Raw genomic sequence first — 23,937 nt, forward strand, 5'->3', positions numbered from 1 at the left:
TCAGCTCCCCGTCGCCCGGACGAGCGCGGCAGCCGTGCGCAGCAGGATGCAGACGTCCTGCCACAGCGACCAGTTGTCGATGTACGCGTTGTCGAACCGGGCCCGGTCCTCGATCGAGGTGTCGCCGCGCAGGCCGTTGACCTGGGCGAGCCCGGTGATGCCGGCCGGCATGCGGTGTCGGGCCGCGTAGCCGGGGTGGGCCTGGCTGAACTGGGTGACGAAGAAGGGGCGCTCGGGCCGCGGTCCGACCAGGCTCATGTCGCCGCGGAAGACGTTCCACAACTGGAGCAGCTCGTCCAGCGAGGTGCGGCGCAGAAACCGGCAGAACCACGGCATGTCGTGCTCGTTGGCCACGCTCCAGCGGGTCGCCGCCTCGTGCTCGTCGGCCGGGCGGTGGGTGCGCAGCTTCAGCAGCGTGAAGGTCCGGCCGTCCTTGCCGATCCGCTCCTGACGGAACACCACGCCGGGCCCGCCGCCGATCCGCAGCGCCAGCGCGCAGACCAGCAGCAGCGGGCTGACCGCCACCAGCAGCGCCCCGGACACCACCATGTCCAGCGCCCGCTTGCCGACGTCGGTGCGCCGCCCGGCGCCCAGGTCCAGCCGCCGGCACGCGTACCCGGCGAGCTGCTCTCCGGCCTCGTACGACGGCGAGTCCGCGTCCAGCTCCCACACCGCGCACCCGGACTCGGCCAGTCCCCGCAGCAGCGGCTCGTGCTCGCTGCGCACGGTGGGGTGGACGACGAGCACGTCCCGGACGCCGTTCTGGATGAGCGCCCGCTGGACCTCCTCGTCGGTCGTCAGCACCGGCAGTCCCTCGGTGCCGTCCGCGTGGTCGGCGACGATCCCCACCGGCCGTACCCCGCACCGGGGGTGACGCAGCACGGCGGCGGCGACCCGCTGGGCGGTGTCGCCGGGCCCGACGACCAGCGCGGAGCGCGGCTGGCGCACCAGCGCGACGCGGCGCCGCCAGTGCACCAGGGCGCGCCCCGCACAGCCCGCGACGGCGTGCACGGCGAGACCGAGCGCCAGCGGGCCGGCCGGTAGCGCGTGCTGCGGGGTGTACGCGGCGACCAGCGCGCCGAGCGCCAGCCAGGCCACCGCGATCCGCCCGCAGACGGTGGGCAGTTCGTCCAGCACGCCCTGCCCGCGCCGGGGCGGGCCGTGCGGACGCACCAGCACGGCCCCGGCGACCAGCAGGCCCATCAGGACGGGCCGGCCGAGCGTCAGCGCCCCCAGCAGGGCCGCGCCGAGATCGGCGCCGAACAGCGGCACCGGGGAGGCGCTCCGGGCGGCGGGCCGCCGGACCGGGAAGGGGAACCCGGCGCCGCCGCCCCTGGCGGGCGTGGGCACGACCGGGACGGTCGGGAATCCGTGGTCCCGTGGCTGGGCGCCGGGGGAGGGGACCGTGCTTTCCGCAGTGCTTTCCGCAGTCACGAGTGGATGGACTCCCTGTACTCGGTGGGCGCGGCGGGTACCGGCGTCCCGGTGCCGAGGAGCGCGCGGTACACGTCCCCCATCGCCCCGGCGGCGTGCCGGACGTCGTGTGCGGCCCGTACGTGCCGTCGGCCCTCGTGGCCGAGCGCTTCGCGCAGTGGCGGGTCCAGCAGCAGCGCGGTGAGCGCGTCGGCCAGGGCGGGCGGATCCTCCGGCGGCACCAGACAGCGCGGTGCGTGCCCGGGCGGCAGGCTCTCCCGGGCGCCGTCCACGTCCGTGGCCACCACCGGCCGGCCGCACGCCATCGCCTCCAGCGGGGCCAGCGCCATGCCCTCCCAGCGCGACGGCAGCACGACGACGTCGGCCGCCTGGTACCAGGGCGCGGCATCGGGGACCGCCCCGGCGAACAGAACCGGCTCGGGCCCGCGCAGCCGTTCCCGGTCGGGTCCGTCGCCGACCAGCGCCAGCCGCGCCCCCGGCACCCGCCGCACCACCGAGGGCCATGCGGCGAGCAGGACGTCCTGCCCCTTCTGCCGGCACAGCCGCCCCACGCAGACCACCAGCGGCGTTCGCGGAGCGACGTCCGCGCGGAGCGAGGCCCGCACGGTGGCGGCGGCGGCCGGACGGAAGTGCTCGGTGTCGATCCCGTTCGGTACGACCGTCCACCGGGCGTGGATCCCGGCCCGCAGCCCGGTCCGGCACTCCGCCTCGCTCACGCACACCGTCCGGTGCGCCCACCGCGCCCCGAACCGCTCCCACTTCAGCGCCAGCGCGGCCGTCGTCCCGCCGACCGCCTCGAACGACCAGGCGTGCGGCTGGAACACCGTCGGGATCCGGCCCCGCACGGCGATACGCCCGGCCAGTCCGGCCTTGGCGCTGTGCGCGTGCACCAGATCCGGCCGCACGTCCCGGACCAGCCGCCGCAGCCGGCGTACCTCGCCGGCGAGCGACACCCCCGGCGCGCGTGCCGCCTGCCAGGGCCGTACGTCCGCGCCCAGTCGCCGGAGTATGTCGCTCAGCCCGCTGTCCGGGCAGGCGACCGTGACCCCGAGTCCGGCCGCGAGCTGGGCCCGGGTCAGGTCCGCGACCACGCGTGCGACCCCGCCGTCGACGGGCTGCGTGAGGTGGAGGACCCGTGGCCGAGGGTCGGTGGCTGACTGGTGCATTGCGCGGTTTCCTCGCTCACGGATGACGCTGGACGGGCGGGTACGCGCCTCACGGCCGGATGTCGGCGGCGACGAAGAGCACACCGGCCCGGGCCGCGTCCCGGTGGGGAACGACGCGGGCGGCCGACTGGTTATCGTTTGATCGGAAACCCCCGGGCGGACCGAACACGTCCGCATCGTGGCCGAGCGTGTTCACGGGCGACGTGACCCGTACGGCCGTCCCTGCGCCGATCGGCGGATTCCGCACATCGCCCTCGGGCACGACGGAATCGGCGAAGGCGTCCCCGGACACGGAGGGTGACGCCGGGGCGGGGGCGCGATCACCGTTGCAGGTGAACGGTCCGACACCTGAGCGGTCGAGGAACGCGCGGAGGGTGGGGCGGGAGAGGCCCGGCCGCTTCCCCTTCGCGGCCGGCGGCGTCGCGCGGCGCAGCAGCGAACCCGGGGAATTGCGCATGGCCGCGGGGCCCTTTCGAATGGCGGGCTACATGGGGGCGTCGGACGGTCCGCAACTCTAGTCGCTACCCCCATGAACCATCTGAAACCGGGCATGTGTGTCGGATTCGTGAACGTCACTTCGAGCAGAGATCACCCCATTGGTGGCACAACTCCGGCGCGGCCCGCGCGTTGACACAGCGCCGGGTATCCGCCCGGATGTTTGTGTCAACTCCAAGGAGCACCTCTCCATGTCGCGTATCGCGAAGGGCCTGGTCCTGACCTCCGTCGCCGCCGCCACGGCGGCCGGCACCGCCGGCGTGGCCGCCGCCGACAGCGGCGCCCAGGCCGCCGCCGCCCACTCCCCGGGCGTGCTGTCGGGCAACGTCCTCCAGGTTCCCGTGCACGTCCCGGTCAACGTCTGCGGCAACACGGTCGACATCATCGGCCTGCTGAACCCGGCGTTCGGCAACGAGTGCGAGAACGACTGACGTCGCAGCAACTCCCCGGCCGGCCGCCCTCCCTGACGGGAGGGCGGCCGGTTCGTCGTGTCGTGCCACGAATGGGGCACGGGTGCGACGGTCCGGCCCGCGGTGCCCGGCGCACCGTCCCACCAGCGGTGATGCGGGAGCCCGGCGGGTCGCGCAGGGTGCCTGACCGGTTGCGAGCCGTGACGGTCACTCGCACGGTGGACGCAGTCCCCGACGCACCATCGAAAGGAACGCTCATGCGTGGTCTGCCCGCACGGCGTCTCGCGTCCTCCGCGCTCAGCGCCGCCCTCGTCCTCGGCATCGCCGCCCCCGTCGCCGTGGCGGCGGACCACGACTCGGCCCGGTCGCGCACCTCCACCCCCGTCCCCGGCGCGGAGGAACTGATTCCCCAGATCGAGTACCTCGCCGGTCTCGACCCCGCGTTCGCCCCGGTCGCCGACCTGCTCGACACCGTCCTCACCGCCGAGGGAGGTCAGCTGACGGACGACCAGGCGACCGCGCTCGAGGACTCCGTGCAGGAGGCGATCGAGGAGTTCATGGCGGAGATGTCGGCGACGACGCCGTCGACGGTCACGCCGGCGCCGTCCACCCCGCAGGCGCCCTCGCTTCCCGCGGCTCCGTCGGCACCGGCCGTCCCATCGGCTCCCGGCACCCCCGCCGCCCCGACGCCGGCGAGCACCCTGCCGGCCACGAGCGTTCCCGCGACGACCCTGCCGGCGCCGGTCGAGGACGACATCGACATGCCGTCCGCCGACGTCACGGAGGACACGATCAGCGAGCTGGAGAAGCTGATCGACGAGCTGCTCGACGCGGCGACCTCCGGCGTGGCGGGCGAGGTGGTCCCGGCGGCCACGGACGTGATCACCGGACTGCTGGACCTCCTCACCGACCTCCTGGCCGCCGCCGGGCTGCCGCTGCCGAGCCTGCCGGTGGAGGCGTCCGCCTCCTGAGGACCACGGTCCTGGGCGCCGCGGCGGCCTGGAAAACGGCTGTTATATGAGGAAGCGGAACGCCGTTTCCGCGCCTTTCGGGAATCGTTGGGCACGACGTCAGAATTCCCTGCGGCGACACCGGTCGCCGACGAAAGGAAAACGATGAAGTCCCTGAAGGCTGCCGCTGTCGTTGCCGGGTCCCTGGTCGCCACGGGTGCCGCCGCCCCCGCGTTCGCCGCGTACGACCCCGCCGACGTCACGCCCACCAGCCTCAACGGCGCCGTGAACAAGCTCACCGCGGAACCCATCGACGTCATGCCGCTCAAGCACCAGTCGCGGGCGCTCGACACCGAGAACAAGGACTCGGCGCTCAGCACCGTGAAGGACGCCACCACCACCCTGAACAAGGGCGGGCTGCTGGGTGGTCTGCCGGTCAAGCGCTGACGTCCGCCGGGACGCGGTACGCGGCCTCGGGGCGCGCTCCGGGCGGGCGGCGCGCCGACAGGACAGTTCACGAGAGGGCCGATTCCGTTCCCCACCGGAATCGGCCCTTTCGCGCGGTGTCGGGGGCGTCCCTCGTTCGGGTGGACGCCGTGGGGGCCCTGGGCCGCCCGGGTGACAACGGGGCGGGCACGGCCGGGCCCGTGGATAGGGTCGCGCGGTGACCACAACCGCCGGCGAAGCCCGCCCGTTCCACCCCGCCGACCTGGGCACGCTCGTCATCATGCCGTGGACCGGAACGGTCGAGGACGGCAAGGACATGCCCTATCTCCTCGCCTGCTCCCGGGGCGACGGCCCCGACGGTCCCGACGCGTCGCGGGCCGCCGTCGAGCGGCTGCTGGGCGACGCCGGACTGCCCCTCGGCGACGACCTGATCGACGGTGGCACCCGGCCGAGCCTTCCGGTCACCCTGCTCGTCGTGGCCGGCCAGGCCGTCGTCACCATGCCGCGCCTCAACACCCAGTGCCCCGTGCAGCCCGCCTGGCTGGCCGCCGTGGCCAAACGCGGCTACGCCTACCTGTTGTTCACCGCACGCCCCTGGCCCGAGGCCCAGGTCGGCAAGGCCGTGACCCCGGACGCGCTGCGTGCGTTCGTCACGTCCGAGGAGACCGTGCAGGCCTCCGCGCACCTGCTTCTGCCCGCGCGCAGCCTGCGACAGTGATGGCGCGCGTCGGGCAGCACGCGCGCCGGACCGGGACCGCCGGCGCGAGCCGTGCCTTCGCCCTGCTGCTGGTGGTCACCGGAGCGGCCGGGCTGCTGGCCTCGTGGGTCATCACCCTGGACAAGTTCAAGCTGCTGGAGGACCCCGGCTTCACCCCGGGATGCAGCCTCAACCCGGTGGTGTCCTGCGGCAGCGTCATGGAGAGCGACCAGGCCGCCGCCTTCGGGTTCCCCAACCCGATGCTGGGGCTGGTCGCCTACGCCGTCGTGATCTGCGTCGGCGTCGGCCTGCTGGCCGGCGCGGTCTTCCCCCGCTGGTACTGGCTGACGTTCGACGTGGGCTGCCTGTTCGGCGTGGGATTCGTGTCCTGGCTCCAGTTCGAGTCCCTGTACCGGATCAACGCGCTGTGCCTGTGGTGCGCGCTGGCCTGGGCGGCGACCATTCCGCTGTTCTGGTACGTGACGTCGTACACCGTGCGGCAGGAATTCCTGCGTGTTCCGCGCTGGTTGCGGACGTTCTTCGACGAGTTCACGTGGCTGGTGGTCGCCCTGCACCTCGGAATCGTCGGGATGCTCATTCTGACGCGCTGGTGGGACTTCTGGACGAGCTGAATCTCGTACTACTGCGGCAGTCGGGCGAATTGTGCGCTGGTGCTGTTTCCCGGCTCGTTGACCGGTACGCACGCACAGCCCCCGATTCTCCGAAAGGGACCGCACCCGAGATGAAGTCGACCACCCGAGGAACCCTCGCCGCAGTGCTCACGTGTGTGGCGGCCGCCGCGACCGGTGCCGCCGCGGCGTCACCCGCCGCCGCTGTCCCCATTCCCGTGCCGCTGGAGGGAGCCGAGACCGCCCTCGGTATGGAACTGCCGCGGATCGCCGCCGACGTCCCGGCGCCCAAGCCGGGTGTCCCCGACGGCCCGCGGTACGTCGAGGGCCGCTTCCTCCCCGAGCGGGTGCTGCCGCAGGTGCCGGTCAGGGGCGGGCTGCCCGGCGCTGACCTGCGCGCGCCGGTGCCGCGGGCCCTCGGTGACGACTTCGACCACATCGGCGTCTCCGCGCCCGCCTCCGACCTGCGCTCCGCGGCGCCGGGCCTGGACGTGGACGCCCCGCTCACCGCGCCCGACGGCGAGAACTTCGGCATGCCCGAAACGAAGCTCCCCCAGGTGGGCGTGCTGGCCCCGGCGTTGCAGACGGTTCCGGGCGCGAACCTGATGGCGGGTCCCGGCCTGTAGGGGCCCACCGGGCCCGGGCGACGACGTCCGGGCCTGCTCCGTCCGGGCCCCTACGGTGACCGCCGGGGGTGCCGCGCGGTTACTCCGGTACGACAACCGAACCGGAGGAGGAGCACACGATGGTCGTCGGCGGCGGAGTGGCGGAGGGTGCGGGGGGCGGCGGGGCCGTGAGACAGGGGGCCGCGGGGGGTGCGGGGCCGCGGCGCCGCGGCGCCGTCCGGGTGGCGGGGACCGTCGCGCGGGGCACCCGACGGGATGTCGTACGGGGGCTGCTGGCGTCGGCCGCCGTGCTGGCGGTGCCGGCCTGTGACCCCGGCGAGCTCCTGGGCGACACCTTCGACGAGACGTACCGGGGCCGGCGGATCCGGGGGAGCGGGGGCCAGGTCACCGTGGACGGCCGCCCGCTGCATCTGATGCGCCGCGCCGACGGCACCTGGCTGAGCATGATCGACCACTACTGCTCGTACCCCACCCCGCGCGAGGCGGCCCGCGCGGCCGTCGACGAACTGGGTACGACGGGACAGCTGCCGCTGACTGAGGGGGCCCACCATGGCGTACACGCGTAAGGACGTCAGCACGCTGACCCCCGGTGAGAAGCGGCGGTTCGTCGACGCGCTGCTGGGGCTGAAACGGCGGGGCGAGTACGACGAGTTCGTGCGGATGCACATCGCGTACTACGTCGCCGACGGCGAGCGGGGGCTGCGTACGGCCCACATGGCGCCCTCCTTCCTGCCCTGGCACCGGCAGTTCCTGCTGGAGCTGGAGCGGGCCTTGCAGCGGCTGGATCCGTCGGTGACGGTGCCGTACTGGGACTGGACCCGGGACCGCGGGACCACCTCGGTGCCCTGGACGCCCGACCTGCTGGGCGGCAACGGGCGGCGGTCCGACCGGCAGGTCACCACCGGTCCGTTCGCGTACGCCGCGGGCAACTGGAGGCTGAACGAGAACGTCTCGGACGTGCGGTTCCTGACCCGGGACCTCGGCCGCGCGCGGGACCCGATCGCGCTGCCGACCAGGAGTGACGTGGAGACGGCGCTGAAGGACCCGGTCTACGACGCCGCGCCCTGGGACTCCACGGTCGCGAAGGGCTTCCGGAACAAGCTGGAGGGGTGGGGCGCCGGGCGGGGCAGCGTCTCCTGGAAGAACCACAACCGGGTGCACCGCTGGGTCGGCGGGGTCATGGTCGGCGGCGCCTCCGTCAACGATCCGGTCTTCTGGCTCCACCACGCCTACGTGGACCTGCTGTGGTCCCGCTGGCAGGCGCGGCACCGGAACCACCGCTACCTGCCGGCCGCGCCGCTCGGACAGGGCGACGCGCAGCGCGGGCGGGTGGTGGCGCGCCATCAGGCGATGCCGCCGTGGAGCGTGACGCCGGATCAGCTGGAGGACCACGGGCGGTTCTACCGGTACGGGTGAGCCGGCCCGGACACACAGGAGCCCCGGCGCTCGGGGGTGCCGGGGCTCATGAGGTACGGAAGGCACCTCGGGGGCACTGACCGGAACCTCGTGAGGTGCGCTCGTCAGTGCCCCGTGGGGTACGGCGTCTCAGCTGCCGTAGCCGTCGACGGCCTTGTCCTTGGTGCTGCTGTCGCCGTTGTTCTCGCAGATGTTGCCGAAGGCCGGGTTCAGCAGCCCGATCACGTCGACCGTGTTCCCGCACACGTTGATCGGGATGTTGACCGGGACCTGGATGACGTTGCCCGACAGCACGCCCGGCGATTCGGCGGCCGCCCCCAGGGCGTCCGCGTCCGCCATGGCCAGGCCGGCTCCGCTGAGGACGATGGCACCCGTGCCGAGAGCCACACCGGCTGCCTTCGCGATGCGTGACATCACGTTCTCCTTAGTTGCTCGGAAAGCGCGGCAGCAGACGTGCCGCCGACTCACCGTTCAACGCGGGCGGCCGGGCAGGGTAACGGTGATCATCTGCGGATCACCCTTTGTGAACAGGCGCTCCGCGGTCGAACGCGCGGGGGCGTGTCTCACCCTGCCGAGCGGGGGGCGCCGCCGGGCGCACGAACGCTGCCGCTCGGGCGGACCCGGCGTCCCGGGCGGGGCGGTCCCGCCCGCAGTCCCGGGAGTTCGAGCGAGTGCCGCCGCCTCACACCTCTCGGGCCTTCTTCCGCGTCCTCCGCGCCGCCCACGCCAGGCCGCCCCACCGGGCCGCCGCACCCACGGCGAGGGAGACCAGGACGGCACCCCAGTCGATGACGTGCGGCAACCCGGGAAAGAACCCGAAGAAGGCAAGGCCCCCCACCAGCCCCACGACGAACGCGACCGCCCCGACCCTCTGTCGTCCCCTCTCCTCCACCCTGCCCGAGCCCTGCCCCTGTCCTTGCTCGATCATGAACGGCTCACTTCGTGATGTGGTGGCACTGACTCACACGACGCACACCGTTGACGAAGAGGCGCGCGCATGCCTTTCCATAACGAGGCAGGGTCTGCGGAGGGTTGGTCCGCATGGGGTCGATCCTGCACTCGCTGTGGGTCCTGCCGCGTGCGGTGCGGTAGACGCGGTTGTCGGTGTCGGCGTACGTGAAGTCGATGCGCCAGTTGCAGAAACCGCTGTTGAGTGCGGCGACGAAGGCACAGTCGACACCCGCGTTCTGGTAGGTGATCTTCCTGCCGCCGCCTCGGACGACATGCGTGAACATGCACCCGGTCGGGACCTTCATGGTCATGCCGCCCACGCTGTACTGGAAGGTGCGCACGGGAGTCGACCCGATCGCCCCGGCGTGCGCGGCGGACGGTGTGCCGAGGAGGACGGCTCCCGCGGTGGCCAGTGCCGTGAAGAGACGCCTGATGTTGTGCATGACCCGGGCGGCCCCTTCTGATGATCTCCTGATGAGTACCCGGAGCAACGCGGACGGCGGCCCGGAGTTGCTTTGGTCCGGTCGATTCATCACCGTGAGTGATCAACGCCGCGGCGGCTGACGAGCAGTCTTGCGGTGCGCGTGGGCCGGGGCAGAATGAGGGCTCTCGACAGCGGGCGCAGGGGGGCGACGGGAACGATGGTGTACCTGGCCGAGGCCGATTCGCGGTGGGCCGAGCATTCCGGCGCGGAGGGTCACCGCGATGCCCCCGACTGGGGGCCGGAGGACGTGGAACGCGCCGCCGTGTTCCTGGACGGTCTCGCGCCCCAGGCCTTGAGGGTGTTCGAGTACCTGCTGCGCAACCCCGGCCGGAGGGTCCACTGCACGGAACTGGTGGACAAGGTCCTGGGCGGCCCCGACGACGGTGATCCGGCGCGGCGTGTGGCGGGTGTGCTGTCGGGGATGGCCAAGGCGCACGGCAACAGTGGGCGGCGGTACCCGTTCTTTTGGTGGGAGGCGCCCGAGGGGAGCGCGGGCGCGACGTACGCGGTCCGCCCCTCGGTGGCAGCGGTGTTCCTGGCGGCCCAGCTCCGCCGCTAGCGGACCAGCCGGGGGTCACGCCGTCGGCGTCGGATGGCCTGGGCCTGGGGCGGGTAGCAAAAAGCCCTCCCGGGTAGGAGGGCGGAGACTGGCGCCCCCGGCAGGACTCGAACCTGCGGCCAAGCGCTTAGAAGGCGCCTGCTCTATCCACTGAGCTACGGGGGCCGGGTGTGTGGCCTCTGTCGTGGGTGCCCGGGTGTGGGCCGATCCGTGACGTCGCCGGGGACAAGGATAGGGCTCCCGGATCCTTGACCCTGTTGCTTCGCCTCCGTGGCTCGATGTGGAGGTTCGGTGAAGCGGTCCTGATAATCGCAGGCAGGTACGAATCGTGCATCGCTTTTGGCGTCTCGCGCGCCGGGTGTTGTGCACTCGTTATGCCTCGACTGTGCCCGTGTCCCGGTCGCCCCTTCCGTCCGTTGTGTTCCGTCGGCGCGCAGACATGCTCATATGCTTCAGATATCACGTAAAATTGGGCATTCTTCGCATGTGGTGACCTTGGACGTACGGCCTCAGCTGCTCGACGCACTTTCCGCGCTGCGCGACCGCGTCGCCGCCGCACGCTTTCCGCTTCCCCTGGCGGGCGCCCCGCGCGCGCGTGCCAACCGCGACGAACTGCTCGCCCAGCTCGACGACTACCTGGTGCCCCGCCTGAGAGCGCCGGAAGCGCCCTTGCTGGCCGTGGTGGGGGGCTCCACGGGGGCCGGCAAGTCGACCCTCGTCAACTCCCTCGTCGGCCGCAGGGTGAGCGAGGCCGGCGTCCTGCGGCCCACCACCCGGACGCCCGTACTCGTCTGCCATCCGGAGGACCATCACTGGTTCAGCGGCATGCGCGTACTGCCCGATCTCGCGCGCGTGTGGGTGCCTCACCAGGAGCCCGACGACGATCCGGTGGCCCCCGGCGACAACCTCACCCGCGTGCTGCGCATCGAGACGGCCGAGACCCTGCCCCGGGGCATCGCCCTCCTCGACGCCCCCGACATCGACTCCCTCGTCGCCGACAACCGCACCCTCGCCGCCGAGCTGATCTGCGCCGCCGACATCTGGGTCATGGTCACCACGGCAGCCCGTTACGCCGACGCGGTCCCGTGGCACCTGCTGCGCACCGCAAAGGAGTACGACGCCACCCTGGTCACCGTCCTCGACCGGGTCCCCCACCAGGTGGTCGGCGAGGTCTCCCGGCAGTACGCCGCCCTGCTCACCAAGGCCGGCCTCGGCGACGTACCCCGCTTCACCGTGCCCGAGCTGCCGGAGTCCGCCTGGGGCGGCGGCCTGTTGCCGGCCACCGCCGTCGCGTCGCTGCGCACCTGGCTCGTCCAGCAGGCCCAGGACCCGGCGACCCGCCAGCACACCATGGCCCGTACGGCGTACGGCGTCCTCACCTCCCTGAAGTCCCGGCTGCCCGAGCTGGCCGGCGCGGCCGCCGCCCAGTACGCGGCCGCCCTCCGGCTCACCTCCGCCGTGGACCTCGCCTACGACGGCGAGCACGCGCGCGTGCGAGGGCGTCTGCAGTCCGGTGCCGTCCTCGCCGGGGACGCCCTGAAGCGCTGGCGGGCCTTTCCGCTCGACTGCAAGGCCGGCGAGCTTCTCGACACCCTCGTGGAGAGCCTCGGCGCCCTGCTGCTGTGCGCCGTCACCGCGGCCGACGAGCGCGTCGACGAGGCCTGGCGGCGCGAACCCGCGGCGGCCGCGCCGGAGCTCGCGGAGCGGGACGTGTCCACGGAGAACGCCGAGCACCGCATCGGGATGGCGGTACGGCGGTGGCGGCGCGAGCTGGAGGAGTACGCGGAGGAAGAGGTCCGCAAACTCGACCGCGGCATCGCGCCGGATCCGGAGGTCGTCGCCGTCCTCGTCGTCACCGCGCTGCTGGGCGGCCGCCGGGCCCGTTCCGCGGGCGAGGGCCTGGCCGAACGCCTCGGAGCGCACGGGGCGCTGCGGCTGCGGGACCGGGGCGGGCGGTTGCTCAACGACTGTGTGGACCGGGTCATGCACAACGAACGCGAGCGCCGCCTCGCGCCCCTCGACGCCCTCGACGTCCATCCCGAACCGCAGGCGGAACTCATTGCCGCGTTGTCCGTACTGCAGAAGGAGAGGTGACCGGTGACTGCCGTCACTGACCAGGACCACACGGAACACGCCGATCCCGAGCAGCCGGCGAGGCGGCCGGAGGAGGCGGAGGTGCGGGAGGCGCGAGAGGCGCGGGAGGCAGCGGGCAGGCCGACGGGGTCGGAGAGGCCGGACGGGTCGAAGAAGCCGGAGGCACGGGTGAAGCTGCCGAAGCCGGAGAGGTCGGAAGGGTCGGAGAAGGTGAAGGGGTCAGAGGGGTCGCAGGGGTCGCAGGGGTCAGAGGGGTCGCAGGGGTCTGAGGGGTCACTGGGGTCTGAGGGGTCGCTGGGGTCACCGAGGTCTGAGAGGACAGTGGGGCCACAGGGGTCAGCAGGGCTGTCAGGGCCGACCGGGATCACAGAGCCCGAGGGGCTTGAGAGGTCTGAGGGGCAAGGTGGGTCCGGGGGGCCGGAGGGGTCGGAAACGGCGGGCGTGGCGGGCGCGCGCGAGTTCGGCCGCATGGCGGGGTGGCCCGCTGGGTGGACGGTCCGGCACGCCGAATCCGGTGATCCCGAAGGTGCTCGCTCCGAGGGTCGTACACCTGAGGGGGAGGCCGCTGGGCGTACCTCTGGAGTGCCCGACTCCGAGGCGCACGGTTCCGCGAGCCCCGACCCTGCGGAACCCACTCCCGAGGACCCCTCCCTCGAGGAGCCTGAAGCCGCCGACGGGGACTCCGTGGAGGAGGAATCCGAAAAGGAGCCCATGGGGGATTCCGGAAAGGACTCCCCTCAGGGTGCCGATTTTGGAAAGGGCGCCGCGGAGGAGAGCGTCGATTCCGGAAACGGTGCGAAGGGCTCCGCTGAGGACGACGACGAGGAAAAGGACGCCTCCGCCGCCAAAAAGGACTCCTCATGGAGGACGGATTGGGCGAGCGGGGCGTTCAGGCGGCCCTGGAGGGCCCTGCGCAAGGCGGGGGAGTCCGGGGCGAAGGAAGAGCAGGGCGGCGACTCCTCGGAGGGGGGCGAGGGGCACGCGCGCGTGGAGGGTCCCTCGCGCGACGACTCCAAGGGCCGTACCGGCACGCTCGGACGTGGCGACACGAAGGGGCGGGGTGGCACGGAGGGGCGGGTCGACGCGGAGGGGCAGGGTGACGCGAAGGGGCGCGGCCACACGAAAGGGCGTAGCGACGCCAAAGGACGTAGCGACGCCAAGGAACGGAGTGACACCAAGGGGCGTAGCGGCGCCAGGGGGCGTAGCGACGCCAAAGGACGAAGCGAGGCCAAGGCGCGTGGCGGGATTCTTCGGCGCGACGACACGAAGGGCCGTTCCGGCATCCTGCGGCGCGACGACGCCGGCAGCCGGGGCGGCGCCCGTCCCGACAGCACCACGGGACGCTCCGGTCCGCCTCTCCACGTCGGCCCTCCGAGCCGCAGCGACACCACCCGCCGCGACGTCCCCTCCCGTCGCAAGGACTCCGAGGGCGCCTGGGACGACGGGCTCATCGCGCGCCGCGTGACCGAGGGAACCGGTGGCGAGCAGGCCGCCGTCGTGCCGACCCGGACGACCGGGCCGCAGAGCGTGGCGCCGCTGGCGTACGACGGTCCGTTGCGCTCGCGGCTGGACGCGATGCGGGAGCTGGTGGGGCTGTCCCGCACCCGGCTCGACAGCAGGACGCTGGCCGAGGCGGGCCGGGTGCTGGACGAGGCGGCCGCGCGGCGCAAGCTCTCCGGGCAGCACACCGTCGTCGCGATCGCGGGCGCGAGCGGCAGCGGGAAGTCGCAGTTGTTCAACGCGCTCGCCGGGGTGGCGATCTCGGAGACCGGCGTACGTCGGCCCACGACGGGCGCACCCATCGCGTGCAGCTGGAGCGACGGCGCGGCCACCCTCATCGACCGGCTCGGCATCCCGGGGCGGCTGCGCCGGCGCCCGTTGCAGAGCCCGGAGGCGGAGGAACAGTTGCGCGGGCTGGTCCTGGTGGACCTGCCCGACCTCGACTCCGCGGCCGTACAGCACCGCGAGCAGGCCGAGCGGCTGCTGGACCTCGTGGACGCGGTCATCTGGGTGGTGGATCCGGAGAAGTACGCCGACGCCGTACTCCACGAGCGCTATCTGCGGCCCATGGCCGGGCACGCGGAGGTCATGTTCGTGGTCCTCAACCAGGTCGACCGGCTCCCTGGGGAGGCGGCCGACCAGGTGCTCGACGATCTGCGGCGGCTGCTGGACGAGGACGGCATCGCGCTGGGGGAGTTCGGCGAACCCGGTGCTGCGGTGCTCGCGCTGTCGGCGCTCACCGGCGAGGGCTTGGGGGAACTCCGGGAGGTGCTCGGGCAGTTCGTGACGGAACGGGGCGCCGCGGCACGGCGTATCTCCGCCGATCTCGATGCCGCCGCCGCACGGCTGTGGCCGGTCTACGCCACCCGGCGGCGCACGGGGCTCAGCGAGCAGGCGCGCGACGAGTTCTCGGCGCGGCTCGCGGACGCCGTGGGCGCGACCGCCGCCGGTGAGGCGGCCGAACGGGCCTGGTTGCGCAATGCCAACCGCGCGTGCGGGACGCCTTGGCTGCGCCTGTGGCGGTGGGTCCAGGACCGGAGCGAACTCCCGACGGGACGACTCCCGTTGCGCTCGCAGGCCGACGAGCAGGCCACGGCGCGGCAGCGGGTGGAGCAGGCGGTGCGTACGGTGGCCGACCAGGCGTCGGCCGGGCTGCCCGCGCCGTGGGCCCAGGCCGTGCGGGAGGCCGCCGCGCGCGGGTCCCAGGGGTTGCCCGAGGCGCTCGACGAACTCGCGGCGCGCGCCGGGTTGCCGCCGGGGAGGCCGCCCCGGCCGGGGTGGTGGCCGGCGGCCGTGCTGGTGCAGGCGTCCATGACGCTGCTGCAGATCGTGGGCGGGCTGTGGCTGGTGGGGCAGATCGTCGGGGTCATGGCGCCGAATCTCGGGGTGCCGGTGCTGCTGATGCTGTCCGGGATCATCGGCGGCCCGCTCGTGGAGTGGGGCTGCAAACTGGCCGCGCGGGGGCCGTCCCGGCGGTACGGGCTGGAGGCGGAGCGGCGACTGCGGGAGGCCGCGGCCGGGTGTGGGCGGGCTCGGGTGCTGGATCCGGTGGCCGCGGAGTTGCTGCGGTACCGGGAGGTGCGGGAGCAGTACGCGCGGGTCATGGGGACCACGGCGGGGGTGAAGTAGGGCTGCGGTAGCGCGGCGCGCTGTCTGGGAGCGCGCCCGGGAAGAGCGTTTCCGAGTGCCCGGGAAGAGCGTTTCCGAGTGCCCTGGAAGAGCGTTTCCGGGTGCGCCCTCGCGGGTTGTCCCTCGAACGGGTGGCGGACTTTTCCACAGGCTCGGGGATCGTCAACAGCGCTCGGCGGGCTCGCTCCGGCGGAGGCAGTCTGGCTTCGCGGCGATCACGACGGACGCGGTCGCCGCGACGGCGGCGGTACGCGAACCAGTGCGGCTGTCGCCAAGGTGGCGGTACGCGAATCGGTGTGGCCGTCGCCACGGTGGCGGTACGCGAATCGGTGCGGCCATCGCCAAGGTGGCGGTACGCGGAGAGCGCGGCCGCCGTCGGCAGACGCAGCCGTACGGGACGGGCCCGTGGGTGTGTCCGCCCGGTGCGAGCGGCCGGGCGGGGGAGGGATGCGACGAGCATGAACGAGACGATGGTGTGCGCGGTGGGGAACGTGGCGACGCAGCCGGTCTACCGGGAGTTGGCCACCGGCCCGTCCGCACGGTTCCGGCTGGCGGTGACGGCCCGGTACTGGGACCGCGAGAAGAACATGTGGACGGACGGCCACACCAACTTCTTCACGGTGTGGGCCAACCGGCAGCTGGCCACCAACGCGGCGGCCTCCCTGGGGGTGGGTGATCCGGTCGTGGTGCAGGGCCGGCTGAAGGTACGCACGGACGTACGCGAGGGGCAGAGCTGGACCTCGGCCGACATCGACGCCGTGGCGATCGGGCACGATCTGGCGCGGGGGACCTCGGCGTTCCGGCGGAGCAGTGTCAAGAGCGATGCCGCGGGGGCCGGTTCACCGCAGTCACCGGAGCCGGTGTGGGAGACGCCGCCGGGCGGGGAGAGCGAGGACGGCACGGCGGAAGCGGAGTCCTCGCGGCGGCAGGAGGTCGCGGCGGTGACATGACCTGCCGCTGGTGCGACGCCGTCGTGTGACGAACTGCGGCTTATCGCCGGATACATACCGAGTTCGACCTCGGTGGATTTGTCGATAAGCCCTGTTCGTAAAAGGTCTGGGCGATAACGATTGCGATTCGGATCCGCGGTCCTGCGGGATCACCGGGAAGCCTGGTGCGCCCGCATCCCTAGGATGCCGAACATGGCTCTTGTGGCTTGAGCTTCTGCTGGTGGGACCGTACCCCCCCACGTCAACGGGTCCTGCTCGAAGGGGAATTCTGTGTTTTCTTCGTTCTCCGCACTGTCCGCGTGCGGGCGGGGCGCAGCCCGTGTCGCCGCCGTGGCGCTGGCGTCCGGACTCGCTGTCGGCGGCGCCCTGGTGACGGCCGGACCCGCCGTCGCCGACACCGCGCCCGCGCAGCCCCAGGGCGGAGCGGCCGCGACCATGGGCGGCTTGAAGACGTACGGCGTGGCGAGAGTGCACTCCGACGAGGGGGATCTGGAGATCTCGGTGGGCCTGTTCGAGATGTCCGTCGAGGGCGGCGGCATGCTGCAGACGTACTGCGTCGACATCCACAACCCCACGCAGAAGGACGCCGAGTACCACGAGACGCCCTGGAGCGGCACCTCGCTGGCCGCCAACGACGACGCCGGCCGGATCCGCTGGATCCTGCAGAACTCCTATCCGCAGGTGAACGACCTGGCGTCGCTGGCGAAGAAGGCGGGCGTACGGGGCGCCCTCAGCGAGCAGGACGCGGCGGCCGGTACGCAGGTGGCCATCTGGCGGTACTCGGACGGGGTGGACGTCGAGGCCGTCGACCCGGAGGCCGAGAAGCTCGCCGACTTTCTGCAGCGCAGCGCCCTGGACGTGGCGGAACCCCCGGCGTCGCTGACGCTCGACCCGCCCGCCCTCTCCGGCCATCCCGGTGGACTGCTCGGTCCGGTGACCGTGCACACCAACGCGGAGAGCGTGACGGTGACCCCACCGGCCGACGCCGCGGTGAGGGGAGTGCGCGTCGTCGGCAAGGATGGCAAGGACGCCACCACCGCGCGGGACGGCAGTGAGCTGTTCTTCCTGGTGCCGGAGGACACGGCGGACGGGTCGGCCGAGCTGACCGTGCAGGCGTCGACCACCGTGCCGGTCGGTCGCGCCTTCGCCTCCGAGACCAGGAGCCAGACGCAGATCCTGGCCGGTTCGAGCGAGTCGACGGTGACGGCGACGGCGGGTGCGAACTGGGCGGAGAAGGGCGCCGTACCCGCGCTGTCCGCGACGGAGAACTGCGCCGAGGGCGCCGTGGACATCGCCGCGATCAACGAGGGCGACGAGGCGTTCACCTTTGAGCTGATGGGCGCCCAGTACACCATCGCGCCCGGTGAGACGCGCACGGTGAGCGTGCCCCTCCAGGAGGACCAGGCCTACGACTTCACGATCACGGGCCCCGGCGGTTACGAGAAGCGCTTCACCGGCGTCCTCGACTGCCGCACCCAGGCGGGCGAGGTCTCCGAGGCGGGCGAGTCGACGCAGATCCTCACCCAGCCGAGCCCGGCGACGATCGGCAGCACCTCCGCCGACGTGAACCTCGCCGCCACCGGCAGCTCCGGCGCGACCCCGGTGATCGCGGGCGTGGCCATCGGCCTGGTGGTGATCGGCGGCGCGGCACTGGTCCTGGTCCGCAGGAAGAACCAGCCCTGACCCACGCGGCGACACGGCACCGCAGAGCCCACGGCATCTGTTCCGATCAGCAGCGCCAGTCTCCTAGGCGACTCGTCGGGCCTGCGGAGCTGGAGGATCCACCCATCGAGCGATTGTGGGCGTCGACCGGGCCGCAGTAATTTCCATCTCACCGATCGACGTACTTCGGGGGGCGGGATGGCTGGATACGGTCGTGCGGACAGTGAGTGGGACGAGCTGGTGGATGCCGGGCGCCGCTTTCTCGTCGAGCGGGCGAAGCTGGGCAAGGTCACCTCGTACACCGAGCTCAACGTGACTCTCGCCGGGCGAACGGGCTGTCGTGCCTTCGACTTCGGGCGTCCGGACGAGCGGGCCGCGATGGGGCATCTGCTCGGTCTGATCGTGCAGCGCGATCAGGAGACGGTCGCCACGGACCCGCCGCTGATGCTTTCGGCCCTGGTGACCTACCTGGACGCCAACGACGCCGGCCCGGGCTTCTACCAGCTGGCGAAGGAGCTTCAACTCCTCCCGGCGAGCGCCTCGGCCGACGAGAGGTTCTGTTTCTGGGTCGAGCAGGTGAAGCGGCTCCACGAGCGCCACGGGGGCTGACCGGCCACGACCTGAGCCGAGCCGTCGCCTGGGTGAGCGACGGGTCGGTCTGTACGGGCACGGAATAAGCCCTGGTGAGGGCGGATCACTCGGCGGACAATGACGGCATGACGTGGACGATTTGGGTCGATGACTGGCAGATCCAGTGCTGTGGAGAGGACTTCACGGCAGGCGACGTCGTCTCCTGGCAGTTGCTGGAGACCGATCCAGAGGACTACGCCGATGTCGTCGGGCGCGAACGGGCGGCGGAGATCAACTTTCGCGAGGAGCATCACGGCCAGGAGAAGGGCAACGCGTCGACTTCGTTGCGGGTGCTGGCCATCAACGAGGTGCACTGCCGATATGCGGTCCCTCCAGGCAGCACGTCCGACGTGCGGCGCCCGGTGCCAGGGACGACCGTGTTGGTCCCGGTCAAGGAGGCGGACGGTTGGGTTGACGGTCGCCCAGGCGTCAGCTTCGCCGGGTACCTCGTGACTGCCGAGCAGGCGACGGACAGCCAGGAAGGCGCGATGCCGCATGACTGAAGCCAGAGTTGCCGACTCCGGCGTCTTGCCCAACTTCCGCGTCAACCTCGTGCCGGCGGTCTTGGCTCTGGCCAATCCGCCCTGGCAGCGGGACGTGTGGCTTGACCCGGCGGCGTTCGAGAATCTGGACCACGTCTTCCACACGCTCTTCGACGACTTCTGCGACGCCGAGGAACCCGAGCGTTTCCTCGGCACGAGTCTGCGGACCGAGGAGGAGGTCGCGCTCATGCGGGAGCTTGGCGCAGCGCTCGAGGCGGCCGCAGACGAGGCGCGTGACGAAACCGATGCGGAGTACCTCCGGACAGCCTCATGGCCTGAAGTCGTGGCCGTCGCCGGACGACTCGCCCAGGTCATGGTCGGTAACGACCTCGGTGAACTCGCGGCGCTGCACCGGTCCGAAGCGACGCACCGCCGCGGATCGTCGGACAGAGAGGTCGTGAACTAGAAGCCGTCGCGTTCGACCAGTGTGCCGTCGGGCTCGAAGGTGTGTCCGCGTGGCGATCCCATGGCTCGTACGGTTCTTCGCAGCCGCGCTTCCAGCTCTGCGGGATCAGGGCCGTGCGGGTCCCGTACCTGGAAGCCGTGCAGTCGGATGCTGTCCGCGTCGACGTCGTCCGCGTAGGGGCGGCCCTCCTGGATGAAGCCGCAGAGCGCGCGCAGGGCGTCTTCGCCCAGCTCCAGAGGGTGGAACGGCAGCGGGTACGGTGCTTCGTCGTCGTCCGGCCAGGGGATGACGTCGGCCGGGCGGTCTCCGGCCCAGTACGGCAACTCGAAAGGGAGCGGTTCGCCGATGTTCTCGACGATGCCGCTGTCCGGCGACAGGCTCAGGGAGCGGAGCAGGCGACCGTCCTCCCACACGGCGAACGTCAGTCGGTCGACGACGCTGTGCATGGCGTGCAGGACGAGTCGTCGGCCGGCGCTTGCCGCCACGAGGTGTTCGGGGAACTGGGAAGGGGCGTCGATCATCATCCGCTGATCACCTATGACATCCACGCCAGGCCAGCTGGCCGCGTACGCCGTTCCCCTCGGGGGGTACACGCCGTCCCAGAGCGTGGAGCCCTCGCACTCCTCGATCTCCCAGCCGGGGTAGAGCCGCCGCATCAAGGCGACCGTCCGTTCGAGCTCTGCCGTGCCGACGTGTCGCAGCAGCATGGGTACGTCGTCGTCGGCGTACACCAGCAGTCCCGTCTTGGCTCCCAAGACTCCTCCGTGAATGAGCGGATCTCGTGGTTGCATAAGTGCTGGTCAGCGGGGGCAAGGGAAACGGGTTTCCTCCTAGGGGTGGCGGTGCGGCAAGATGGGGTGTATCTGCCCACTGCCAGATTCAAGCTGCCGGACGGTTTCTCTTGGCTGAGTTCATTTACACCATGCGCAAGGCGCGCAAAGCGCACGGCGACAAGGTGATCCTCGACGATGTCACCCTGAACTTCCTGCCGGGGGCGAAGATCGGCGTCGTCGGTCCGAACGGTGCCGGTAAGTCGACCGTGCTGAAGATCATGGCCGGGCTGGAGCAGCCCTCCAACGGTGACGCCTTCATCTCTCCCGGCTACAGCGTCGGCATCCTCATGCAGGAGCCCACGCTCACCGAGGACAAGACGGTCCTGGAGAACGTCCAGGAGGGCGTCGCCGAGATCAAGGGCAAGCTCGACCGGTTCAACGAGATCGCCGAGCAGATGGCGACCGACTACTCGGACGCGCTGCTCGACGAGATGGGCAAGCTCCAGGAGGAGCTGGACCACGCCAACGCGTGGGACCTCGACGCCCAGCTGGAGCAGGCCATGGACGCCCTGGGCTGCCCGCCCGGCGACTGGCCCGTGAGCAACCTCTCCGGTGGCGAGAAGCGCCGCGTCGCGCTCTGCAAGCTGCTGCTGGAGGCGCCCGACCTGCTGCTCCTCGACGAGCCCACCAACCACCTCGACGCCGAGTCCGTGAACTGGCTGGAGCAGCACCTCGCCAAGTACGCGGGCACCGTCGTGGCCATCACCCACGACCGGTACTTCCTGGACAACGTCGCCGAGTGGATCCTCGAACTCGACCGCGGCCGCGCCTACCCCTACGAGGGCAACTACTCCACCTACCTGGAGACCAAGCAGACCCGTCTGAAGGTCGAGGGGCAGAAGGACGCCAAGCGCGCCAAGCGCCTCAAGGAAGAGCTGGAGTGGGTGCGCTCCAACGCCAAGGGGCGGCAGGCCAAGTCCAAGGCGCGTCTGGCCCGCTACGAGGAGATGGCGGCCGAGGCCGAGAAGATGCGGAAGCTGGACTTCGAGGAGATCCAGATCCCGCCGGGCCCGCGGCTCGGCAGCATCGTCGTCGAGGTCAACAACCTCAACAAGGCCTTCGGCGACAAGGTCCTCATCGACGACCTCAGCTTCACGCTGCCGCGTAACGGCATCGTCGGCGTCATCGGCCCCAACGGCGCCGGCAAGACCACCCTCTTCAAGATGATCCAGGGCCTGGAGGCCCCCGACTCCGGCACGATCAAGGTCGGCGACACCGTCAAGATCTCGTACGTCGACCAGAGCCGCGAGAACATCGACCCGAAGAAGACGCTGTGGGCCGTCGTCTCCGACGAGCTCGACTACATCAATGTGGGTCAGGTCGAGATGCCGAGCCGGGCGTACGTCTCCGCCTTCGGCTTCAAGGGCCCGGACCAGCAGAAGCCGGCCGGTGTGCTCTCCGGCGGTGAGCGCAACCGCCTCAACCTCGCGCTCACCCTGAAGCAGGGCGGCAACCTGCTGCTCCTCGACGAGCCGACCAACGACCTCGACGTCGAGACCCTCTCCAGCCTGGAGAACGCGCTGCTGGAGTTCCCCGGCTGCGCCGTGGTCGTCTCCCACGACCGGTGGTTCCTCGACCGCGTGGCCACGCACATCCTCGCCTATGAGGGTGAGTCCAAGTGGTTCTGGTTCGAGGGCAACTTCGAGTCGTACGAGAAGAACAAGATCGAGCGCCTGGGTCCGGACGCCGCGCGTCCGCACCGCGCCACCTACAAGAAGCTGACCCGGGGCTGATCTCTTGCGGCACATCTACCGCTGCCCACTGCGCTGGGCGGACATGGACGCGTACGGCCACGTCAACAACGTGGTGTTCCTCCGCTACCTGGAGGAAGCCCGTATCGACTTCCTGTTCCGCCCGGACAAGGAGTTCCAGCAGGGGTCCGTGGTGGCGCGCCATGAGATCGACTACAAGCGGCAGCTCGTCCACCGGCACGCGCCGGTGGACATCGAGCTGTGGGTCACGGAGATCAGGGCCGCCTCCTTCACCCTCACCTACGAGGTGAAGGACGGCGAGCAGCTCTACGTCCGGGCCTCGACGGTGATCGTGCCCTTCGACTTCGAGGCCCAGCGGCCGCGCCGGATCACCGCGGAGGAACGCGAGTTCCTGGACAGCTACCGGGACGAAGCGGAGGAGGCCGTCGCCGCATGACGGTGCTCCACCTGGCCGACGAGGGGGAGACGGCGGATCTCGCCGCTTTCCTCTCCCGGCTGCTCCACTACGACCGTGGAGCCGCGGTGCGCCTGCAGGCCGCGGGCACCGCACTCGCCGTCTTCGGCCGGCCGCCGTCCTTCGAGGTGCTGGCGATCCGGGCGGTACGGCTGGCCAAGCCGTACGAGGACGGGCTGGACGTCACCCTCGACGTGACCGTGTCCGCCGGTGAGCTGCTGGAGTCCGTGGACGAGACGGCCGCCACGGCGGCCGTACCGCGGGCGGTCACCGGGCCCCCGTGGGCCGGGGTGCTGCCGCCGCGCGGCGGCTGGCGGCCGGAGCGGGGGCTGCCGGCGGCGAAGAACCTGCGGGCGGTGGTCGCCGGCGTGGTGAGCGAGTTCCGTTCCCGTACGGAGGAACTGCCGCCGGAGGGCCGTACGCGGGCCGAACTCGACCGGATAGGGCGCGAGATCTGGTCCCGGACCGTGGACGGCACCCCCCTGCCCGTGCGGGCCGTGCACGCCGCCCAGTCCCTGGGATTCCTGCGCCCGGCCGCCGGGGCGGAGGAGCCGGTGCTCTTCTCCTCGGGCGCCTGGCTGCGACTGCGCACGCCCTACGGCTCGATCGCCGTGCGGCAGGCCGGACTCGGGATGCTGGGCGTCAGCGTGCGCTGACGCCCGCAGGCGCGAGGGCGGGCCCGCTCAGCCCGCCGTGTTGATCATCGAGGCCGCCGCGTACGTCAGGTACTTCCACAGCGTGTGCTCGTGCTCCTCGGACAGGCCCAGCTCCTCGACGGCGACCCGCATGTGCTTCAGCCAGGCGTCGTGCGCGGCCCGGTCGACGGCGAAGGGGGCGTGCCGCATGCGCAGGCGGGGGTGGCCCCGGTTCTCGCTGTACGTCGTCGGGCCGCCCCAGTACTGGATCAGGAACAGCGTGAAGCGCTCCTCGGCGGGGCCCAGGTCCTCCTCGGGGTACATCGGCCGCAGGATCGGGTCCTCGGCGACTCCCTGGTAGAAACGGTGGACCAGGCGGCGGAAGGTCTCCTCCCCGCCGACCTGCTCGTAGAAGGTCTGCTCCTGAAGCGTGCCGCGCCGAATCTCATTCACCCGTCCATCGTCTCAGACGCGAAGGACGAGGACCTGAGGCTTAGGACCAGGCACCGGCCGGGCACGGACAACGGCCGGGCACGGGCACCGGCCTGGTACGGGCACCGGCCGGGTTCGGCCAGGACACCCGCCTCCCCGGCCCGGATGCTCGCCTCGCGCTGTGATGCGCAGCA

The 23,937-nt window shown here is 71.7% G+C and carries 27 protein-coding genes and 1 tRNA gene; 19 read left to right on the forward strand and 9 right to left on the reverse strand.

Annotated features, from left to right (window positions below; all coding sequences use genetic code 11):
• The 3 genes from ACZ7LV_RS36225 to ACZ7LV_RS36235 are packed head-to-tail and all read right to left on the reverse strand — an operon-like array spanning position 1 to position 2,892.
• Entirely contained in the window at positions 1-1,434 is a 1,434-nt protein-coding gene (locus ACZ7LV_RS36225; RefSeq protein ID WP_471945609.1) for a sugar transferase, read from the reverse strand.
• Positions 1,431-2,600 (reverse strand): glycosyltransferase family 4 protein, encoded by a 1,170-nt coding sequence (locus ACZ7LV_RS36230; protein ID WP_471945610.1) that lies wholly within the window; start codon positions 2,598-2,600, stop codon positions 1,431-1,433. Before ACZ7LV_RS36230 ends, ACZ7LV_RS36225 begins: the two co-directional genes overlap by 4 nt.
• A 49-nt stretch (positions 2,601-2,649) precedes the next feature.
• Entirely contained in the window at positions 2,650-2,892 is a 243-nt protein-coding gene (locus ACZ7LV_RS36235; RefSeq protein WP_471945611.1) for a hypothetical protein, read from the reverse strand.
• 394 nt (positions 2,893-3,286) lie between these two features.
• On the opposite strand from ACZ7LV_RS36235, the gene chpG reads away from it, so the two are divergent.
• The 8 genes from chpG to ACZ7LV_RS36275 all read left to right on the forward strand — a co-directional run bounded on the left by chpG (position 3,287) and on the right by ACZ7LV_RS36275 (position 8,270).
• Entirely contained in the window at positions 3,287-3,526 is a 240-nt protein-coding gene (gene chpG / locus ACZ7LV_RS36240; RefSeq protein ID WP_471945612.1) for a chaplin ChpG, read from the forward strand.
• 236 nt (positions 3,527-3,762) lie between these two features.
• On the forward strand, positions 3,763-4,476 hold the full coding sequence (locus tag ACZ7LV_RS36245; protein ID WP_471945613.1) for a hypothetical protein: 714 nt from the start codon (positions 3,763-3,765) through the stop codon (positions 4,474-4,476).
• A 144-nt stretch (positions 4,477-4,620) separates the two neighbouring features.
• Complete coding sequence (locus tag ACZ7LV_RS36250; RefSeq protein ID WP_471945614.1) at positions 4,621-4,902, forward strand: hypothetical protein; 282 nt, start codon at positions 4,621-4,623, stop codon at positions 4,900-4,902.
• 217 nt (positions 4,903-5,119) lie between these two features.
• Entirely contained in the window at positions 5,120-5,620 is a 501-nt protein-coding gene (locus ACZ7LV_RS36255; protein WP_471945615.1) for a DUF5949 family protein, read from the forward strand.
• The gene (locus tag ACZ7LV_RS36260) at positions 5,620-6,231 is read left to right on the forward strand and encodes a vitamin K epoxide reductase family protein (RefSeq protein ID WP_471945616.1); all 612 of its coding nucleotides are present in this window, start codon (positions 5,620-5,622) and stop codon (positions 6,229-6,231) included. The genes ACZ7LV_RS36255 and ACZ7LV_RS36260 overlap by 1 nt, the downstream gene beginning before the upstream one ends.
• A 110-nt stretch (positions 6,232-6,341) precedes the next feature.
• Entirely contained in the window at positions 6,342-6,854 is a 513-nt protein-coding gene (locus ACZ7LV_RS36265) for a hypothetical protein (protein ID WP_471945617.1), read from the forward strand.
• Positions 6,855-6,973: 119 nt separating this feature from the next.
• Complete coding sequence (locus ACZ7LV_RS36270; protein WP_471945618.1) at positions 6,974-7,420, forward strand: tyrosinase family oxidase copper chaperone; 447 nt, start codon at positions 6,974-6,976, stop codon at positions 7,418-7,420.
• Positions 7,404-8,270, forward strand: coding sequence for a tyrosinase family protein (locus tag ACZ7LV_RS36275; RefSeq protein WP_471945619.1), 867 nt, complete (start codon positions 7,404-7,406; stop codon positions 8,268-8,270). Before ACZ7LV_RS36270 ends, ACZ7LV_RS36275 begins: the two co-directional genes overlap by 17 nt.
• 129 nt (positions 8,271-8,399) lie before the next feature.
• Here ACZ7LV_RS36275 and ACZ7LV_RS36280 read toward each other — a convergent pair whose 3' ends face one another.
• The 3 genes from ACZ7LV_RS36280 to ACZ7LV_RS36290 form a co-directional block, all read right to left on the reverse strand.
• Positions 8,400-8,684, reverse strand: coding sequence for a chaplin (locus ACZ7LV_RS36280; protein WP_471945620.1), 285 nt, complete (start codon positions 8,682-8,684; stop codon positions 8,400-8,402).
• Between the two features lie 268 nt (positions 8,685-8,952).
• Complete coding sequence (locus tag ACZ7LV_RS36285) at positions 8,953-9,198, reverse strand: hypothetical protein (protein WP_471945621.1); 246 nt, start codon at positions 9,196-9,198, stop codon at positions 8,953-8,955.
• Between the two features lie 7 nt (positions 9,199-9,205).
• Positions 9,206-9,664, reverse strand: coding sequence for a hypothetical protein (locus tag ACZ7LV_RS36290; RefSeq protein ID WP_471945622.1), 459 nt, complete (start codon positions 9,662-9,664; stop codon positions 9,206-9,208).
• 198 nt (positions 9,665-9,862) lie between these two features.
• On the opposite strand from ACZ7LV_RS36290, the gene ACZ7LV_RS36295 reads away from it, so the two are divergent.
• Complete coding sequence (locus ACZ7LV_RS36295) at positions 9,863-10,264, forward strand: DUF6416 domain-containing protein (RefSeq protein WP_471945623.1); 402 nt, start codon at positions 9,863-9,865, stop codon at positions 10,262-10,264.
• 89 nt (positions 10,265-10,353) lie between these two features.
• Here the strand turns inward: ACZ7LV_RS36295 and ACZ7LV_RS36300 are convergent.
• Positions 10,354-10,429 (reverse strand) — tRNA-Arg (locus ACZ7LV_RS36300).
• Positions 10,430-10,750: 321 nt separating this feature from the next.
• Between ACZ7LV_RS36300 and ACZ7LV_RS36305 the strand changes: the two genes are divergently transcribed.
• From ACZ7LV_RS36305 to ACZ7LV_RS36335, 7 genes are all read left to right on the forward strand, one after another.
• Complete coding sequence (locus ACZ7LV_RS36305; RefSeq protein WP_471945624.1) at positions 10,751-12,358, forward strand: dynamin family protein; 1,608 nt, start codon at positions 10,751-10,753, stop codon at positions 12,356-12,358.
• A 711-nt stretch (positions 12,359-13,069) separates the two neighbouring features.
• Positions 13,070-15,487, forward strand: coding sequence for a YfjP family GTPase (locus ACZ7LV_RS36310; RefSeq protein ID WP_471945625.1), 2,418 nt, complete (start codon positions 13,070-13,072; stop codon positions 15,485-15,487).
• A gap of 458 nt (positions 15,488-15,945) precedes the next feature.
• Entirely contained in the window at positions 15,946-16,437 is a 492-nt protein-coding gene (locus ACZ7LV_RS36315; RefSeq protein ID WP_471945626.1) for a single-stranded DNA-binding protein, read from the forward strand.
• A 270-nt stretch (positions 16,438-16,707) separates the two neighbouring features.
• Positions 16,708-18,120, forward strand: a complete 1,413-nt coding sequence (locus ACZ7LV_RS36320; protein ID WP_471945627.1) for a Cys-Gln thioester bond-forming surface protein — start codon at positions 16,708-16,710, stop codon at positions 18,118-18,120.
• A gap of 177 nt (positions 18,121-18,297) precedes the next feature.
• Complete coding sequence (locus ACZ7LV_RS36325; protein ID WP_471945628.1) at positions 18,298-18,708, forward strand: hypothetical protein; 411 nt, start codon at positions 18,298-18,300, stop codon at positions 18,706-18,708.
• A gap of 107 nt (positions 18,709-18,815) precedes the next feature.
• Complete coding sequence (locus ACZ7LV_RS36330; protein ID WP_471945629.1) at positions 18,816-19,232, forward strand: DUF6578 domain-containing protein; 417 nt, start codon at positions 18,816-18,818, stop codon at positions 19,230-19,232.
• Entirely contained in the window at positions 19,225-19,677 is a 453-nt protein-coding gene (locus ACZ7LV_RS36335; protein ID WP_471945630.1) for an SCO4402 family protein, read from the forward strand. Before ACZ7LV_RS36330 ends, ACZ7LV_RS36335 begins: the two co-directional genes overlap by 8 nt.
• Here ACZ7LV_RS36335 and ACZ7LV_RS36340 read toward each other — a convergent pair.
• Positions 19,674-20,432, reverse strand: coding sequence for a DUF6928 family protein (locus tag ACZ7LV_RS36340; RefSeq protein ID WP_471945631.1), 759 nt, complete (start codon positions 20,430-20,432; stop codon positions 19,674-19,676). The genes ACZ7LV_RS36335 and ACZ7LV_RS36340 overlap by 4 nt on opposite strands.
• Positions 20,433-20,578: 146 nt before the next feature.
• On the opposite strand from ACZ7LV_RS36340, the gene ettA reads away from it, so the two are divergent.
• The 3 genes from ettA to ACZ7LV_RS36355 are packed head-to-tail and all read left to right on the forward strand — an operon-like array spanning position 20,579 to position 23,332.
• Positions 20,579-22,243, forward strand: a complete 1,665-nt coding sequence (ettA, locus tag ACZ7LV_RS36345; protein ID WP_401680401.1) for an energy-dependent translational throttle protein EttA — start codon at positions 20,579-20,581, stop codon at positions 22,241-22,243.
• A gap of 4 nt (positions 22,244-22,247) precedes the next feature.
• Positions 22,248-22,658, forward strand: coding sequence for an acyl-CoA thioesterase (locus ACZ7LV_RS36350; RefSeq protein ID WP_471945632.1), 411 nt, complete (start codon positions 22,248-22,250; stop codon positions 22,656-22,658).
• The gene (locus tag ACZ7LV_RS36355) at positions 22,655-23,332 is read left to right on the forward strand and encodes a DUF8185 domain-containing protein (RefSeq protein WP_471945633.1); all 678 of its coding nucleotides are present in this window, start codon (positions 22,655-22,657) and stop codon (positions 23,330-23,332) included. The genes ACZ7LV_RS36350 and ACZ7LV_RS36355 overlap by 4 nt, the downstream gene beginning before the upstream one ends.
• A gap of 27 nt (positions 23,333-23,359) precedes the next feature.
• Here the strand turns inward: ACZ7LV_RS36355 and ACZ7LV_RS36360 are convergent, their stop codons facing one another.
• Positions 23,360-23,764 (reverse strand): globin, encoded by a 405-nt coding sequence (locus ACZ7LV_RS36360; RefSeq protein ID WP_471945634.1) that lies wholly within the window; start codon positions 23,762-23,764, stop codon positions 23,360-23,362.
• Positions 23,765-23,937: the final 173 nt, after the last annotated feature.

This window comes from Streptomyces sp. NPDC107562, from assembly GCF_055657325.1.

Coding starts and splice junctions, on each gene's coding strand:
- ACZ7LV_RS36230 (WP_471945610.1), bottom strand. CDS start 2,600: ATGCACCAGTCAGCCACCGACCCTCGGCCACGGGTCCTCCACCTCACG.
- chpG (WP_471945612.1), top strand. CDS start 3,287: ATGTCGCGTATCGCGAAGGGCCTGGTCCTGACCTCCGTCGCCGCCGCC.
- ACZ7LV_RS36245 (WP_471945613.1), top strand. CDS start 3,763: ATGCGTGGTCTGCCCGCACGGCGTCTCGCGTCCTCCGCGCTCAGCGCC.
- ACZ7LV_RS36250 (WP_471945614.1), top strand. CDS start 4,621: ATGAAGTCCCTGAAGGCTGCCGCTGTCGTTGCCGGGTCCCTGGTCGCC.
- ACZ7LV_RS36260 (WP_471945616.1), top strand. CDS start 5,620: ATGGCGCGCGTCGGGCAGCACGCGCGCCGGACCGGGACCGCCGGCGCG.
- ACZ7LV_RS36265 (WP_471945617.1), top strand. CDS start 6,342: ATGAAGTCGACCACCCGAGGAACCCTCGCCGCAGTGCTCACGTGTGTG.
- ACZ7LV_RS36270 (WP_471945618.1), top strand. CDS start 6,974: ATGGTCGTCGGCGGCGGAGTGGCGGAGGGTGCGGGGGGCGGCGGGGCC.
- ACZ7LV_RS36275 (WP_471945619.1), top strand. CDS start 7,404: ATGGCGTACACGCGTAAGGACGTCAGCACGCTGACCCCCGGTGAGAAG.
- ACZ7LV_RS36280 (WP_471945620.1), bottom strand. CDS start 8,684: ATGTCACGCATCGCGAAGGCAGCCGGTGTGGCTCTCGGCACGGGTGCC.
- ACZ7LV_RS36285 (WP_471945621.1), bottom strand. CDS start 9,198: ATGATCGAGCAAGGACAGGGGCAGGGCTCGGGCAGGGTGGAGGAGAGG.
- ACZ7LV_RS36290 (WP_471945622.1), bottom strand. CDS start 9,664: ATGCACAACATCAGGCGTCTCTTCACGGCACTGGCCACCGCGGGAGCC.
- ACZ7LV_RS36295 (WP_471945623.1), top strand. CDS start 9,863: ATGGTGTACCTGGCCGAGGCCGATTCGCGGTGGGCCGAGCATTCCGGC.
- ACZ7LV_RS36310 (WP_471945625.1), top strand. CDS start 13,070: ATGGGGGATTCCGGAAAGGACTCCCCTCAGGGTGCCGATTTTGGAAAG.
- ACZ7LV_RS36315 (WP_471945626.1), top strand. CDS start 15,946: ATGAACGAGACGATGGTGTGCGCGGTGGGGAACGTGGCGACGCAGCCG.
- ACZ7LV_RS36325 (WP_471945628.1), top strand. CDS start 18,298: ATGGCTGGATACGGTCGTGCGGACAGTGAGTGGGACGAGCTGGTGGAT.
- ACZ7LV_RS36330 (WP_471945629.1), top strand. CDS start 18,816: ATGACGTGGACGATTTGGGTCGATGACTGGCAGATCCAGTGCTGTGGA.
- ACZ7LV_RS36335 (WP_471945630.1), top strand. CDS start 19,225: ATGACTGAAGCCAGAGTTGCCGACTCCGGCGTCTTGCCCAACTTCCGC.
- ACZ7LV_RS36355 (WP_471945633.1), top strand. CDS start 22,655: ATGACGGTGCTCCACCTGGCCGACGAGGGGGAGACGGCGGATCTCGCC.